Consider the following 14,026-nt stretch of genomic DNA (forward strand, 5'->3'; position numbering starts at 1 on the left):
TATTCCTTTCTATCATTTTCGGACAATATAGAGCATATCCGTTTCAGATAATCCGAATTTCCTAGCAATGTCTATTCCTTGTTTCTGAGCTATGTTATACAATTCCACCTTAAATCCCACATCTGTTAATCGTTGAATAAATCCCGATCGATTATAAATCCTAACATGATCTTCTTGACCAAAGGCTATTTTTCTCAATAATGGCGTTACAATAGATTTATCCTCTATAATAAAATCTACATTCATTACGATTGGCACTTGAATAATTCCCCATCCATTTGGCTTTAGTACCCTATATAATTCTCGCATTGCTTTTTCATCGTCAGGCACGTGTTCTAATACATGACTACATAAAATAACATCAAAGGTATTATTTTCGTATGCAATTCTCGTAATATCAATTTCCTCCATTAAAGAATCCTTTGGTTCTAAATCCCCACATATATAAGTAATGTTTTTAAACTGGTTAAGCCATCCTCTTACCTTCACTTCAGGTGCAATATGAAGCATAGTATAATTCCTACTTAACAAATCCGTTTCTGTTTCAATGTACGCACGATACAACCTGTCACGATCCATCGAATAGCAAACTGGACAGATACCTGTATCTTTATTCCACATCTCAAATTCATATTTTAGAAAATCATAATGTGCTGGCCAAGGAGAAAAACTTTTAAATTCTTGATTGCAATATTGGCAATAACAAATATCTTTCTCGAATATATGAGTAACTAGTTTATTTAACCCGCTTTTTATCTTTTCATTATAAATTTGATTTAGTTCTCCACTTCTTACTGCATCCTTCAGTATAAATCCCGCATTCTCCAAACAATAAGATAAGCTCTCTTTATAATCTCGTTCAGCACTTAAAAACCCACTATTATGTGCATCTGTAATTAATTCAATCCATTCTTCAATTGTCATTAATATAAAGTGCATTTGTTTTTGATTTTGTTCACTATGTTGTCTAAAGTAGCTAAGAGGTTCCTGTATATAAACTACTTTTCCTTTCCTCATCATATCCAACCAAGTTGCAATGTCATTAATAGAAGAATATGCTTTCCCCTTAAAATAACCAAATTTCCCTCCAAAAAAATTACGATTAAACAAAACCGTTGTAGGTTCTCCAACTACGTTTTTCAAGTTTTTCAACATATAATTCCCTAGTGTTTCCCCTTCAAAAATTGTAGTTTCTGTGGCAATTTTTACATTCAATGTTGAGGGTGGTAATATCTCTCCATTCTCATCAATCAGTTCACGATACGACGTCACAAATGCAATGTTTTCTAATTCAGAAAAGTATTTCATCATTCTCTCAATCTTTTCATGATGAAATAAATCATCATCTAATAAAAAATTTATAAATTCACCAGTAGCAAGCTCTATACATTGATTAAAATTTTCAGCCACCAATGGATTTTCATTTTTAACGTATGTTATATATTCATATTCTTTTAAGTATGGTTGGATCATTGCTTTTACTTCATCATTTGTACTATCGTCAGAAATTATAATTTCAATATTTTCATAGGTTTGATTCAAAGCACTTTTGAGGGCTAATTCTAAGTAATGAGGTCTATTGTAGGCAGGAATTAGTATACTGACTTTTGGGAGGTGCGAGTTGATATTCATACGCTGTTTTTTCTTTTCTATATTTATTTTCTTTAGCTTGATTTGTTGATAGTAGTCCAATGAATATAATATGGATGATGGGACAATTCTTCTTGCATAGTCTAGAAAATTAGTAATAGCTTTGTCTAACTCCTCTTCGGAAGATAAGAAGCCATATTTTTCTCCAGCAATAATACTATGCGAAAAATCTTCTAACCCATCCATCATTTTATTAGATTCATTTAACTGCTGATTTGAATGTAATCGAAAGTAACTGAGGGTCTCCGCTATATATACTGCTTTCCCTTTACTCAGTAAGGATAACCATGAAGCTACATCTACGTTGCAAAGATACCGCCTTTTATCAAACACACCATATGGTTCTGTTAAATCACTTTTACGAAATAACACCGTTGTAGGTTCTCCTATATAATTCTTTTGATTCATAATCACCATATTTCCTAATTGTGGCCCATCTATAATCGTATCTGTATAAAATAAACGCATCGTTGAATAAACATCTGGCAATAGATTTCCTTCTGCATCCATTACTTGGCGATGGGATGTTACAAGCTTAATTTCATTATCTAAGTCATTTAAAAAGTATTTCATCATTTTTTCAATTTTATTTATATGAAATAAATCATCATCCATTAAGAAATTTATATACTCACCTTTCGCTTTATGAAATAACATAAGTGAGTTCTCAAATTGTCCAAGAGTTGACCTATTTTTTATATAAATAATATTTGAATGATCATACAAGTACTTTTGTAACACTTTCTCTGTTTCGCCGTTTGTACTATCATCTCCTATTATAATTTCTATATTAGGATACGTTTGTTCTAAAACACTACATAAAGCTTTTTCAAAATAGTGTGGACGATTATACGTAGGAATTAATACACTTACTAAAGGCGTTTGATTTATTTCCTTTTCATTTGTACCATTTTCCATTCTATTCCTCCGCTTTTTTATTTATTTTCACTTTTGAAATATACATGCTACTACAAATGTACTTATTAGACGAACTAGATCTGAAAGGTGTTGCAAAAAACAAATAAATAACTTTAAAAACAGCATCTATGTTGGCATAGTGTAGAATAAACCTTGATAACTTTTTTCGTCCCATTCTATTTATTTTTAAAATGCGGCATTCTTTTTTCAATAAATGCCTTTACCCCCTCCTTCACATCTTCTGTTTGAAATACTTTTCCAAAGTAACGCGCTTCAATCTCAAGCCCTTCTTGTAAAGGTACTGCTGCTCCTTCGCGAATTGCCAACTTCATATAGGCGAGAGCTGGAAGAGAAAATTTACTTATATCCCTTGCAATCTCTTTTGCTTTATTTAACGCCTCTCCTCGAGGGGTAATGTAGTTAACCAAGCCTATCTCTTTTGCTTCTTTAGCTGTAATCGATTTCCCTGTGAACATCATCTCTTTTGCTTTCCCTTCTCCAATTAATCTAGGTAAGCGTTGGGTTCCTCCAGCCCCAGGAAATAAACCTAACGTAATTTCCGGTAATCCAATTAAAGATTGTTCTTCTATTATCCTTAAGTCACAAGCAAGTGCTAATTCACATCCACCACCTAGTGCTAACCCATTAACAGCAGCTATAGTCGGTTTAGACAGATTCTCTAGTTGATTAAGAGGTTGTTGCAATTCTAATGATTTCATCTCGGCATATTTTTCACCTTTGCTCATCCAATCTGGAAATTCTTTTATATTCCCTCCTGCTACAAAGGCCTTCTCTCCACTTCCAGTTATAATTACGACTGAAATATCATTATCAATTTCTATTTCCTCTAATACATCTACTAATTGTTGAACTACTTCTAAACTTAAAGTGTTGGCTGGTGGATTTTGAATTGTAACGACTGCAATACTTCCTTTTTTATTACAAGTTACTACTCGTTCATTCGTCATAAAAAATCCCCTTTTAAACTACCTAATTTTTCACAACACCAAGCATCTTTACTTCACTCACCATCAGCCTAAATTTCCGAATATGGTTCCGCTTTTAGAAATTCATCAATTTATTGTATGAACTGTAGAAGCATAAAATGAGCAATCCTTTCTTGGCACCATTTTATAATCACAACATATTTTTAACGAATTTCCCGAAAGAATTCTCCTTCCTCAAGCGTGTGAAGGGCGTAGCCAACGGTAAGTGGGAGATGAATTTCGGTTTGGCGTAGCCAAAAGGTTTTCCTTTTTATTTTGCCTCTGATATAATCAGTCTTATAAATTATAAAGGCTGGTATATAAATGAAATTAGATAGTAATAATCATTCAGTATTCTTGTTGTACTATCACCTTGTGTTGGTCGTGAAATACAGAAGAAATGTGTTTGATGATGATATGTCAGACTATGCAAAAGATATGTTTGTTCGACTATCTGAAAACTATAACATCACATTAGTTGAATGGAATCATGATGTAGACCATGTTCATATTTTGTTCAAAGCACACCCTAATACAGAAATGACAAAATTCATCAATGCTTATAAAAGTGCAAGTTCTCGACTTATTAAAAGAGACTTTCCACAAGTGAAAAAGAAACTTTGGAAAGAGATGTTTTGGTCAAGAAGCTTTTGCTTGCTAACTACTGGTGGTTCGCCAATAGACGTAGTAAAAACATATATTGAAAGTCAAAGTGAAAAGTGAGGTGAAATGATATGACAAAGCAGAATAAAGCATATAAATTCCGTTTGTATCCAACAGGAGACCAAGCACATCTTATACGTAAAACCTTCGGTTGTGTACGTTTCGTGTATAACAGAATGTTAGCTGAACGGAAAGAAGCGTATGAAAAACATAAAGATGATAAGGATCAACTAAAGAAACAAAAGCTTCCCACTCCCGCAAAATACAAAGCAGAATTTGAGTGGTTAAAAGAAGTGGATTCATTAGCTTTGGCAAATGCTCAACTAAACTTGCAAACTGCCTATAAAAATTTCTTTCGTGGTCAAAATGACTTCCCAACATTCAAAAGCAAAAAAGACAGAGAGTCTTATACAACGAATGTAGTGAACGGAAATATTATGTTGCTTAACGGTCATATCAAATTGCCAAAACTGAAAATGGTACGTATCAAACAGCATAGAGAAATACCACAAGACCATGTAATCAAGTCATGTACGATTTCTATGACACCTACGGGTAAATATTATGTGTCTATCTTGACTGAATACGAAAAAGAGATTTTACAAAAAAAAGTAGAAACAGTTGTTGGATTAGACTTTGCGATGGATTAATTATACGTCAATTCTGAGGATGAGAGAGCCAATTATCCTAAGTTCTATCGTGAAGTGTTAGACCGATTAGCAAAGGCGCAACGAGTATTATCAAGACGTACAAAAGGTTCAGGGCGTTGGAATAAACAACGTATCCGTGTAGCTAAGCTGCATGAAAAAGTAGCAAACCAACGTAAGAACTTCCTTCATCATAAGTCTAAAGAGTTAGCCACTCATTTTGATGTTGTAGCTATTGAAGATCTAAATATGAAGGGAATATCGCAAGCACTTCATTTTGGAAAAAGCGTCGCTGATAATGCTTGGGGTATGTTCACTTCTTTCTTAGCTTATAAACTAAATGAACAAGGCAAACAGCTTGTGAAAATAGACAAATGGTTTCCTTCCACAAAAACATGTAGCAGTTGTGGAAATGTGAAAAATATGTCATTGTCTGAGCGAGTCTATTCTTGTATATGCGGTGAAAATCTCGATAGAGATTATAACGCAGCTATCAATATCAAAAATGAAGCAATACGCCTATTGGCGTTAGCATAGATAGCAATAAAATAACCCTTGGAACAAGGGAGTTAGCTCGGCTGTCTTAGGACGAATTCGTTAGCTACCAAAAGTAACGACTAACCGAGAAGCCCCCACTTCAAACAGTCCGTTAGGACATTAAGTGGCGGGTAGTTCACGTCTTTCTTAACTAATTTGTTGTAATTACAATTGAACTACCCCCACTTTCACTTCGTTTAGAAGTGGGGAATTCCTAAGTAAAGAGTTCTATCGAACTCTAAATAAAAAAGCTTATCCTTTAACACGTAATGATAAGCTTTTTTAGTATTCTTTTCATTTTTTGTTTTCGGAAGTATTTCTTTAAGTTGATAGCAATGCGGTGCTATCAAGCTAAAACTTTATAGTGCCCTCAAAACGGAAACAACAAGTTGCATTTATATAAATAGCTTTTGGAAAATTAATAATTTTGTTTAGGGATACTTTAAGATTTTAGCTTGAGAGGCATATAGTACAACCCCATACAGAGTGATTAGGATATTAAACTTAAACGTGTTATTTTTAGCATTCTAAATAATCGGGTTCAATGTATTTTTCTGTTTCAGGAGAGCTTTTAATTTCTATAGGATATTTCTTAAAAGCTACAACAGTAACCCTATCTTCTTGAACTAAACTTCTGGATTCATTTATAGAAGAGAAACCTGTTCGCGTTAAAAAATTGTATAGAGAGGATTTTGTCATCCAAAAACTAGTAATGTTATCTAATGATGCCCATTTTGATTTTAAACGTTCTTCTATTGATGAATTAGCAGAGTGTTCTAGCATTGTGTGCCCCTTATATTCATAATTTTTATAGAGTACTGATACATTCGGAGTATGAGTGATATGAGTATCAATTATTACAAACCTTTTGCATACTTCATACACTTTTTCTAAAAAAGGGAATACATCTGAGCAATCTAAATGATATAAAATACCAGAGCATAAAACAATATCAAATTGACCATATTTTTCAGCACTTAAATTTCTTACATCATCTTGATAAAAGGTTAAGTTTTCCAACCTTAATAAATCTTTAGCGAATATAGCTTTTTGTACGTTTGATTCTCTTCCTTCTATCCCTACAACAGTTGCTCCTTGCATAGCAAACTCAATAGCGTAATGCCCCTCTAAACAAGCTAAATCTAAGATTCGAAGATTTTTAAAATCACATTGTGTGATATCTTGAATCATTGTCACAATTTTTTTTAACGCAGGATTTGGTTGTCGAATATCTCTTGTATATAGAGTATCCGTTAATTTAATATCATAAGCGGTCCATTCACCATATTTACGAATAATGTTTTCTTTTTCGAGAACAAAATCTTTCATGATACAATTCGCCACCTTTAACATAATATTATGTGTAATATATACCTTTATAAGATCAATATATGTGTGTATAACTTGTATTTAGACGAAGGTAAACATTTTAAGTCTAATTCTAGAGTATTCCTGCTAAATAAAATTCTCACTAATAAAAAATATGTTATATAACTATAAAAACTCTACCAAATTATTAAAGGAATCTCCTTCCCCCTATCGAATTATTGTAGAGGAAAGGAGAGGAATACATGGAAATTCTAGGATTAGATCCTCGCGCATTAGCGACTTTAGGTGCACTTGAATACACCAATCGTCGCAATAAATTAATCGAAGACTCGGAGAATAACATATACGAGTGTAAAGAAATAAAAGAAATACTTCAATCACTCCCTAAAGAGAAGCAGATTGAGGTTCTTGAGAATCAAGCTCACTTTGAAGCTGTGGCAAAGATGATTGAACAAAACAATTTAATTCTTTTAGAACAGATGAAAGCTCTACAGCTAATTCAGAAATAACAAACTTATGATTAATTAATTCTACATATGCTTCCATAAATAATGTATCTTTATTTATACCATCAGCCTCTGTTTTTACAGGGGCTTTTGTTATGCGTTGATTCATATTTTGAATTTGAATGGTTTCTGTCACATGTACGAATAGATCTTCTAATAAATCAGGTGTATACTCTAATTCTTGTTTTTCAATCTCCTCTGTGACAGCACTTATAAATTCCCATAGTACTTTTGCACCTAGTAGTTCAGCTAATCGTTTTTCACGCATTTCAAATGTTTTCATATTCATATTGAACACTTCCCTTATCTAATATTTTTTTAAAATAATTAATAAATTATTTTGTTTTAGGAAAACAATATAGAAATTAAATTCTCACCCTCGAAATTACACGTATCGTGACATTATTCTTCAAAAAAAAGAGTCCAATCAAAATTTAGTACCTTAGCTATATTCTTTGCGACAGGAACACTTGGATTTCTTTCACCACTTTCAATCATTGCATACATACTTCTAGATATTCTTGCCTTATATGCAACATAATCTTGTGTTTTCTCTTTAATTTTACGTTTTTCCAATAACCAAAACCTCATTATTCCCCCTCTTTCTTTGTCACAAAATGTGTAACTAATAATTATATTACATAATAATAAGTATGAAATCAATGTTTTTTACACATTTCGTGTACTTTATTAAATGTTACAAATTGTGACGTTATAATTGATATAGAAAACACCTAAAAGGAGGTAGCATATGTTTGGCACTAGACTACACACTCTTCGAAAAGAACGCAAACTGCGTCAAGAAGACATGGCAAATCAACTAGGGATTGCTCGAACTACATATGCAATGTATGAACAAGGAAATCGAGAACCTGATTATAATACATTGATAAAATTAGCCGCTTTCTTTGAAGTATCAATTGATTACCTCCTCGGTACAACTGAAATAAGGGAAGTTACAGACTTACAAGACCCTGAGCTTCATCAATGGTTTAAAGATATCAAAAATGCTACTCCTCAAAAACGTGAGGAATTAAAAAAATTTTGGGAGTTTATAATACAAAGAAAAGACTAGATTATTTAAAAGACCTCCACCTTGACAGGGTGGAGGTCGTGAGTTCGAGCCTCTCCGGGGTCATACTGATAGAAACCGTGTCAAATTAACGTTTGATGCGGTTTTTTATTTTCCGTTGACTTAACGGTGACTTGACACAGGGTGGCGGTCAGCTACAACAGGTAGTTATACGTCTTTTGTCTTGTTTTCAATAACGACATAGGAGGCGTTTTTTTATGACATCTAATATGGAACATTATCCCTTATATTTTTCATTCTTACTGCTACTTATGTTATTTCTAAATTAATATGATCATAATTAAAAAAGAGGGTGCTCGCAGCTCCCTCTTTTTTTAGATAATTAAATATGCTCTCCATGATCCATAAACACTTCAATAGTTTCATTTTGTGATACGTCTTTTACATTAGTAAGACCAAAAGTAAAAACAGCGGATAACATCATCATTAATAAGATTGCTTTTTTCATTTTAGCGCCCTTCTTTCTATACTCTTTTTGTCTGCATCTAAAGCGATGTGTAAATACTTGCTGGCTTTTTCGTGATTTTCTGAACCATAGAATATATTACCTAAAAGATAAGCATATTCTTTTACCCAATCATATAATTCTTCTTTTTCAAAATACGAAATACCTTCCATGACCACCTTTTCTAATTCTTCTTGTGGTGCATAGTTATGTACTGCTTTTAAAATTTGAAAATGATGACGATAACATAAGTCACTAATCTTATAGCCATTCTCAATATATTCATTAGCATTATGATTATGACCTAACTTAAAATGTTCTCTTGCTAAAAGAAACATCGTTTTAGCGTTGTTTTCTAGTGATTCCTCTAAATGCTTAATTGCTAACTCTGACATGTTTTGACTTGCATATAAAAGTCCTAAATTGTGCTTTACACGTTTAGTAAGACTTTCGTCATGAGATTTTTGGAAAGTACCCAATGCTGAAAGTAAATATTCTTCTGCACTTTCGAAATCACTTAAGCGAGTGTGTGCCATCCCTAAAGTATTCAAACAAGCAGCAGTTTTTAATTCATACCCTGGACTAATTGAAAATACTTCATTTGCCTTCGTAGCAAATTGAACTGCTAGGATTGGTTTCAATATGTGATAGTAATGAACTGCAAGCCAATAATTAAATTCAGCTTTTTCGATTTCATCATGCATGTACTCTAAATACTTTTCAGCTTCTTCAAATTGCATTCTTGCTTTACTATGGTTTGCTGTATTAGTAGCATAAATTGCTTTAAATAAATGATGATAGTACTCTAAAAATGTTTCTGTAGGCTCTTGTAATGGCTCAATTTTATCCAAAATATCTTTTGAACTATCCATATCACGAATTAGCAGATTATACCGTGCATTCAATAATGCATAGTAGACTAATATTGTTTGGTCTTCCTTAATATTATTGATTTTATCTGCAATCTCTTCTTTTATTTTATTAGACTGTAATACACGATGTGAAATTATAGCTTGATACCAGTCGTTTAATAATTTTGTGATTTCTTCTTTAGAAATAATTTCAACATTCATATACGCTACCCCCTTTTGTTAAATGTTACCACAACATACTTGTTTATATAAATGATTTTTTGAATATTAAAACTTGATAAACTTTTTTGAACACTTATATTAAACAATGTTAATTTCAGATATATTGAACTACCCCCACTTTAAATAATTATCTGTTAATCTTACCAATCCAATTAGTACAACAGTTAACATGATACACAGGGAAGATTTAATTGAATAGAAAATATATTTTGAATAACTCCCCTTAAAATTAGTATCAGTATCCCTCATTCCCTCGTCTACCGATTTTAATATCCGTATTTCTTCAAGTACACATATATGATTTGATTTTATACGAAAAAACATGAATTATTAAAAATTTAGTTTCAGATAGAATACGTAGACCATAGGAGTTGGTGTTTCTTAATCCAGAATACATTACTGGGTCTTTTTTTATTAGTATAAGATATAAATCGTCAGTTTGAATTATATAGTTGAGAAGGAATGCTTAATAAAGAAGGAGGATCATGATGAAATATCAAACAATATTTCTCTCATTAAAAAAATCGCTTTTTATCTTTATCCTTTCTTTCAGTATGTTAAATTTCACACTCCCTGCCTCTTCCTTTGCACAATCCAATAGCAATGCAAACCCTGTTATAAATTACTATGTATCTCCAACAGGAAATGACCTCAATCCTGGTACATTAGATCAACCTTTCGCTACCATTCAAAAAGCTGCTAATGTCGCAAAAGAAGGAAGTACAATCTACATAAGAGGCGGAGTTTATAACCAAAAAGTTCGTGTCGCTCATTCTGGTACCTCAGGAGCACCCATTACTTTTCAAAATTACCAAGATGAAAAAGTCATTCTTGATGGTTCTAAAGTCAAGTTAGAAGATGATGGGTTATTTACAATAGAAGATAAAAATTATATTCAGGTAAAAGGGTTAGAATTTCGTAACTTAAAGTCAACAAAAGTTAACGAAACCCCTATTGGTATTTATATCACTGGAACAGGAAGTTACATTGATATTAGAAATAATTATATTCACCACATTGAAGCAAATGTTAAGGGTGGAAATGCACACGGTATTGCTGTCTATGGTACTTCATCTAGTGCACAAAATAATTTAAATCATATTGTGATTGATAATAACGAAGTAGCAAATTTGAAATTAGGATTGAGTGAGGCTATTGCTGTGAATGGGAATGTAGATTCCTTTGAAGTTACCAATAACAAAGTACATGATAACAACAATATTGGAATTGTTCTTATTGGACATGAAGGAGTATCTCCAATAGCTGCTTTAGATCAAGCACGAAATGGAGTTGTTCGTAATAACATTGTCCATCACAATTCATCCATCAATAATACTAGTTATAATGAATATTCAGCTGATGGTATTTACGTGGATGGTGGGAAGTACATTATCATTGAGCAAAATCAGAGCTATGAAAATGACCTTGGTATTGAAGTAGCAAGCGAACATGCAGGAAAAAGCGCAAGCAAAATTACCGTTAGGGACAATACAATATCAAATAATATCATGAGTGGCATTGCAATTGGTGAGTATGACAGTCAGCAAGGATATGCCGAGAATAACACGATTACAAATAATATTATTTATAAAAATGACACAAAAGATCAAGAAAGTGGCCAAATCGAATTAAATTATGATACTCGGAATAATTTAATTACCAATAACCAAATCTATGCAAGTAATAGCCGTATTTTTATTAGCAATAATTTTAATAAAAACACTGGGAACAAACTTGATTACAATCATTACTATGGAGAATTCGATCAAAGTAATGGCTTATGGCAATAGAAAAGAAAAACTTATAAAGGATTTTCATCTTATCAAGCAACTATGAACCAAGAAGGAAATGAACAACATAGTGAATTTAGCAAATTATCCCCTTCGTTCAAACTAATTTTAAAATAAAGCAAAATTACTAAAACAACATTACCTTAGCTCACTTCAACTCCCCTCCCTTATAATATCAAGGATGATTTAAAAGTTGTAGTTTCAATGGTAAATAAAAAGACTCCACTTTGAAAAAGGTTTAATCAAAATGGAGCCTTTTTATAGAAATCTATATTTAGTTTTTATAAAAAAGATTGTTCAAAACTCATGAGCATATCTATCATATTCATTTACTCATACATGAACTATTCTTCAAACCAAAACAAAACTTCAAGAGGTGCTTTTAAAACCTTCGCAATATCATAAGTAAGTTTGAAGGAAGGGTTATATTTTCCATTTTCGAGATTACCAATTGTTTCTCTTCTAACACCGACTTCCTTGGCTAAATCTTCTTGAGACATATTTAGCTTTACTCTATATTCTTTCATTCGAGTCTTAAGTGGCATCTTACATCCCTTTCTTTTCTCTACGCTCAAATATTTCTAAATTGATTAGGAAAGTACCTAAAGATATGAACACTGAAATTATAACGAAGAACCAAATTATATGTAAACTTTCAAAAATAAAAACACTTAATAGCAATGTAGCGGCACCCCTATAATAAGTATCTTTCCACAAAGAAAAGACACCCTAAGGTGCCTTTCTCCGACTTGATAACCACTTTAATTTTAATAATATGTATTGGACTTTCATCCAAAGATAATTCTAACATATTTTCAGAAAAATGAAAGCGGATTCTTTAACTTACTTAATTACTTTGTCCATAACCTCTTTATATTTGTTAAATTGGGCATCTTCCATATCACCGTTCATTTGTATAAGAAAGTTACCTTTTGCGTAAGTATGAGAAAATAGCATTTGATTACCATTGCCTAAATCATCATAGTATTTCTTAGCTTTTTCAAGATCTTCTTTGTTTTTAAACTCAAATATTCGACCGCCACTATCTTCACCTAATGCTGGAACAAGAATGCGCTTTGCTTCTTTTCTAGTATTTCCAAATTCTTTTTCTGGTAGGTCACTAGGATTTTCAGCTTCTAATCCTGCGGCTTTAAATTCTTCAATTACCTTACCAACCGTGACATTACTTGTCATTGATTTAACGCTGTCACAAGCAGCTAAACCGAATAATAATAGGGCACCAATAAGTAATACTGCTAATCTTTTAAACATAGTTGTTCATTCCTCCTAATGTAAATAAATCCGTATATATAATAACAAATTATTAATTTATATATTGTTATATATTGTCGAATGAAAATAAAAAAGGGGTTTACCCATGTTCTAAAATTAACAAGACTTATAATAAGCATTATAATGCAAAGGATACAACCTATAATATCAATGCTAAGAAATAACTTCTCCTTTATTGTTTTCATTCATAACTATTCCCTTCCAGATGCTACCTTAAATTTATAATTCTTAATATAATAATATATATTTTGATCTTTAACTATTTTTACATTTAATTACTTTTTTAGTTCTGGTGCAACAAATACCGTTATTGTGTGCACCCGGATAGCAAGATAGCAATAACCCCTGAAATTAAAATTAAATCTGAATAGATTGAAGAATCCACTACAAAAAATCTAACGAAGCAAAAATAAACAACATATAGATTTGAATTATATTTCTCAACAACAAAAATTACTTAATGTGGTAAAAAATAATCAGGTTGGCACCCAATACCATATTACGATGGTTACAGTCGCAGGAAGGCACCTTTGGGTGTCTTTTCTTTTGTTTGAAACATATTCTGGCAAAATACCTGTATCTTTGTTAATTTACGACTCACATAAACCAACAAACTTCGTATATATAATTTGTTACCCTAAATAGGTTGACGATACGAACAGTTATAGGAGGATTTTGTGAATGGTAAAAACAGCTTGTGTAGGTATGATTACTGGAATTCTTTTAATATGTTCAACAGGATGTGCCACTCAAACTGATTCTATTACAGCTAAAACTCAATCAATAGATGATGGCACATATACAACAAAAGAGATCACAGACGCGTTTCCTGTAGGAACACCCATAACTACTTACATTCAAAAAGAAGAAAAACTGAACGTAAAACATATCACCAGTATTACACTTACAGATGGTGGCGTCGGTAGAGTCCTGGAAGCAACAGATGGTTTTGTTGTCGTATGTGGGGATAAAAAAGGAATTTTTGATGTGTTAATATTTAAAACCATGGAAGATGTAAAGAAATATGAACAGAGTTTAAAGCGATAATTAATATCCTTCTTATGCCTTTTACACA

At 32.1% G+C, this 14,026-nt stretch carries 12 protein-coding genes and 3 pseudogenes; 5 read left to right on the top strand and 10 right to left on the bottom strand.

Annotated elements, in window-relative coordinates; translation table 11 throughout:
• Window positions 1-12 precede the first annotated feature (12 nt).
• On the bottom strand, window positions 13-2,568 hold the full coding sequence (locus tag ACTFSL_RS18165; protein WP_088338240.1) for a glycosyltransferase: 2,556 nt from the start codon (window positions 2,566-2,568) through the stop codon (window positions 13-15).
• A 176-nt stretch (window positions 2,569-2,744) separates the two neighbouring features.
• Entirely contained in the window at window positions 2,745-3,536 is a 792-nt protein-coding gene (locus tag ACTFSL_RS18170) for an enoyl-CoA hydratase (RefSeq protein WP_088338239.1), read from the bottom strand.
• Window positions 3,537-3,878: 342 nt separating this feature from the next.
• Between ACTFSL_RS18170 and tnpA the strand changes: the two genes are divergently transcribed.
• Window positions 3,879-4,277, top strand: coding sequence for an IS200/IS605 family transposase (gene tnpA, locus ACTFSL_RS18175; RefSeq protein ID WP_063538542.1), 399 nt, complete (start codon window positions 3,879-3,881; stop codon window positions 4,275-4,277).
• Window positions 4,278-4,288: 11 nt separating this feature from the next.
• A pseudogene (locus ACTFSL_RS18180) lies at window positions 4,289-5,401 on the top strand (RNA-guided endonuclease TnpB family protein).
• 519 nt (window positions 5,402-5,920) lie between these two features.
• Here the strand turns inward: ACTFSL_RS18180 and ACTFSL_RS18185 are convergent.
• The 3 genes from ACTFSL_RS18185 to ACTFSL_RS18195 all read right to left on the bottom strand — a co-directional run bounded on the left by ACTFSL_RS18185 (window position 5,921) and on the right by ACTFSL_RS18195 (window position 7,827).
• Window positions 5,921-6,730 (bottom strand): class I SAM-dependent methyltransferase, encoded by an 810-nt coding sequence (locus ACTFSL_RS18185; RefSeq protein ID WP_000651404.1) that lies wholly within the window; start codon window positions 6,728-6,730, stop codon window positions 5,921-5,923.
• A 384-nt stretch (window positions 6,731-7,114) separates the two neighbouring features.
• The gene (locus ACTFSL_RS18190) at window positions 7,115-7,525 is read right to left on the bottom strand and encodes a hypothetical protein (protein ID WP_088338131.1); all 411 of its coding nucleotides are present in this window, start codon (window positions 7,523-7,525) and stop codon (window positions 7,115-7,117) included.
• 113 nt (window positions 7,526-7,638) lie between these two features.
• Window positions 7,639-7,827: a helix-turn-helix transcriptional regulator gene (locus tag ACTFSL_RS18195; RefSeq protein ID WP_088338130.1), complete on the bottom strand. Its 189-nt coding sequence runs from the start codon at window positions 7,825-7,827 to the stop codon at window positions 7,639-7,641.
• Between the two features lie 160 nt (window positions 7,828-7,987).
• Between ACTFSL_RS18195 and ACTFSL_RS18200 the strand changes: the two genes are divergently transcribed.
• Entirely contained in the window at window positions 7,988-8,311 is a 324-nt protein-coding gene (locus ACTFSL_RS18200; RefSeq protein WP_088338129.1) for a helix-turn-helix domain-containing protein, read from the top strand.
• Window positions 8,312-8,651: 340 nt separating this feature from the next.
• On the opposite strand, the gene ACTFSL_RS18205 is transcribed toward ACTFSL_RS18200, so the two are convergent.
• Window positions 8,652-8,777, bottom strand: a complete 126-nt coding sequence (locus tag ACTFSL_RS18205) for a hypothetical protein (protein ID WP_000709205.1) — start codon at window positions 8,775-8,777, stop codon at window positions 8,652-8,654.
• Window positions 8,774-9,847, bottom strand: coding sequence for a tetratricopeptide repeat protein (locus ACTFSL_RS18210; RefSeq protein ID WP_088338128.1), 1,074 nt, complete (start codon window positions 9,845-9,847; stop codon window positions 8,774-8,776). Before ACTFSL_RS18210 ends, ACTFSL_RS18205 begins: the two co-directional genes overlap by 4 nt.
• 509 nt (window positions 9,848-10,356) lie before the next feature.
• On the opposite strand from ACTFSL_RS18210, the pseudogene ACTFSL_RS18215 reads away from it, so the two are divergent.
• Window positions 10,357-11,775: pseudogene (locus ACTFSL_RS18215) on the top strand (right-handed parallel beta-helix repeat-containing protein).
• Window positions 11,776-12,002: 227 nt separating this feature from the next.
• On the opposite strand, the gene ACTFSL_RS18220 reads toward ACTFSL_RS18215, so the two are convergent.
• The 3 genes and pseudogenes from ACTFSL_RS18220 to ACTFSL_RS18230 form a co-directional block, all read right to left on the bottom strand.
• Window positions 12,003-12,203 (bottom strand): helix-turn-helix transcriptional regulator, encoded by a 201-nt coding sequence (locus ACTFSL_RS18220; RefSeq protein ID WP_001128812.1) that lies wholly within the window; start codon window positions 12,201-12,203, stop codon window positions 12,003-12,005.
• A 1-nt stretch (window position 12,204) separates the two neighbouring features.
• Window positions 12,205-12,339: pseudogene (locus tag ACTFSL_RS18225) on the bottom strand (DUF3796 domain-containing protein); the annotation flags it as partial.
• A gap of 162 nt (window positions 12,340-12,501) precedes the next feature.
• On the bottom strand, window positions 12,502-12,930 hold the full coding sequence (locus ACTFSL_RS18230) for a hypothetical protein (protein WP_000476451.1): 429 nt from the start codon (window positions 12,928-12,930) through the stop codon (window positions 12,502-12,504).
• 702 nt (window positions 12,931-13,632) lie between these two features.
• On the opposite strand from ACTFSL_RS18230, the gene ACTFSL_RS18235 reads away from it, so the two are divergent.
• On the top strand, window positions 13,633-13,998 hold the full coding sequence (locus ACTFSL_RS18235; RefSeq protein ID WP_063538917.1) for a hypothetical protein: 366 nt from the start codon (window positions 13,633-13,635) through the stop codon (window positions 13,996-13,998).
• Window positions 13,999-14,026: the final 28 nt, after the last annotated feature.

The organism is Bacillus cereus group sp. MYBK108-1 (assembly GCF_051917185.1).
GTDB classification, from domain to species: domain Bacteria; phylum Bacillota; class Bacilli; order Bacillales; family Bacillaceae_G; genus Bacillus_A; species Bacillus_A cereus.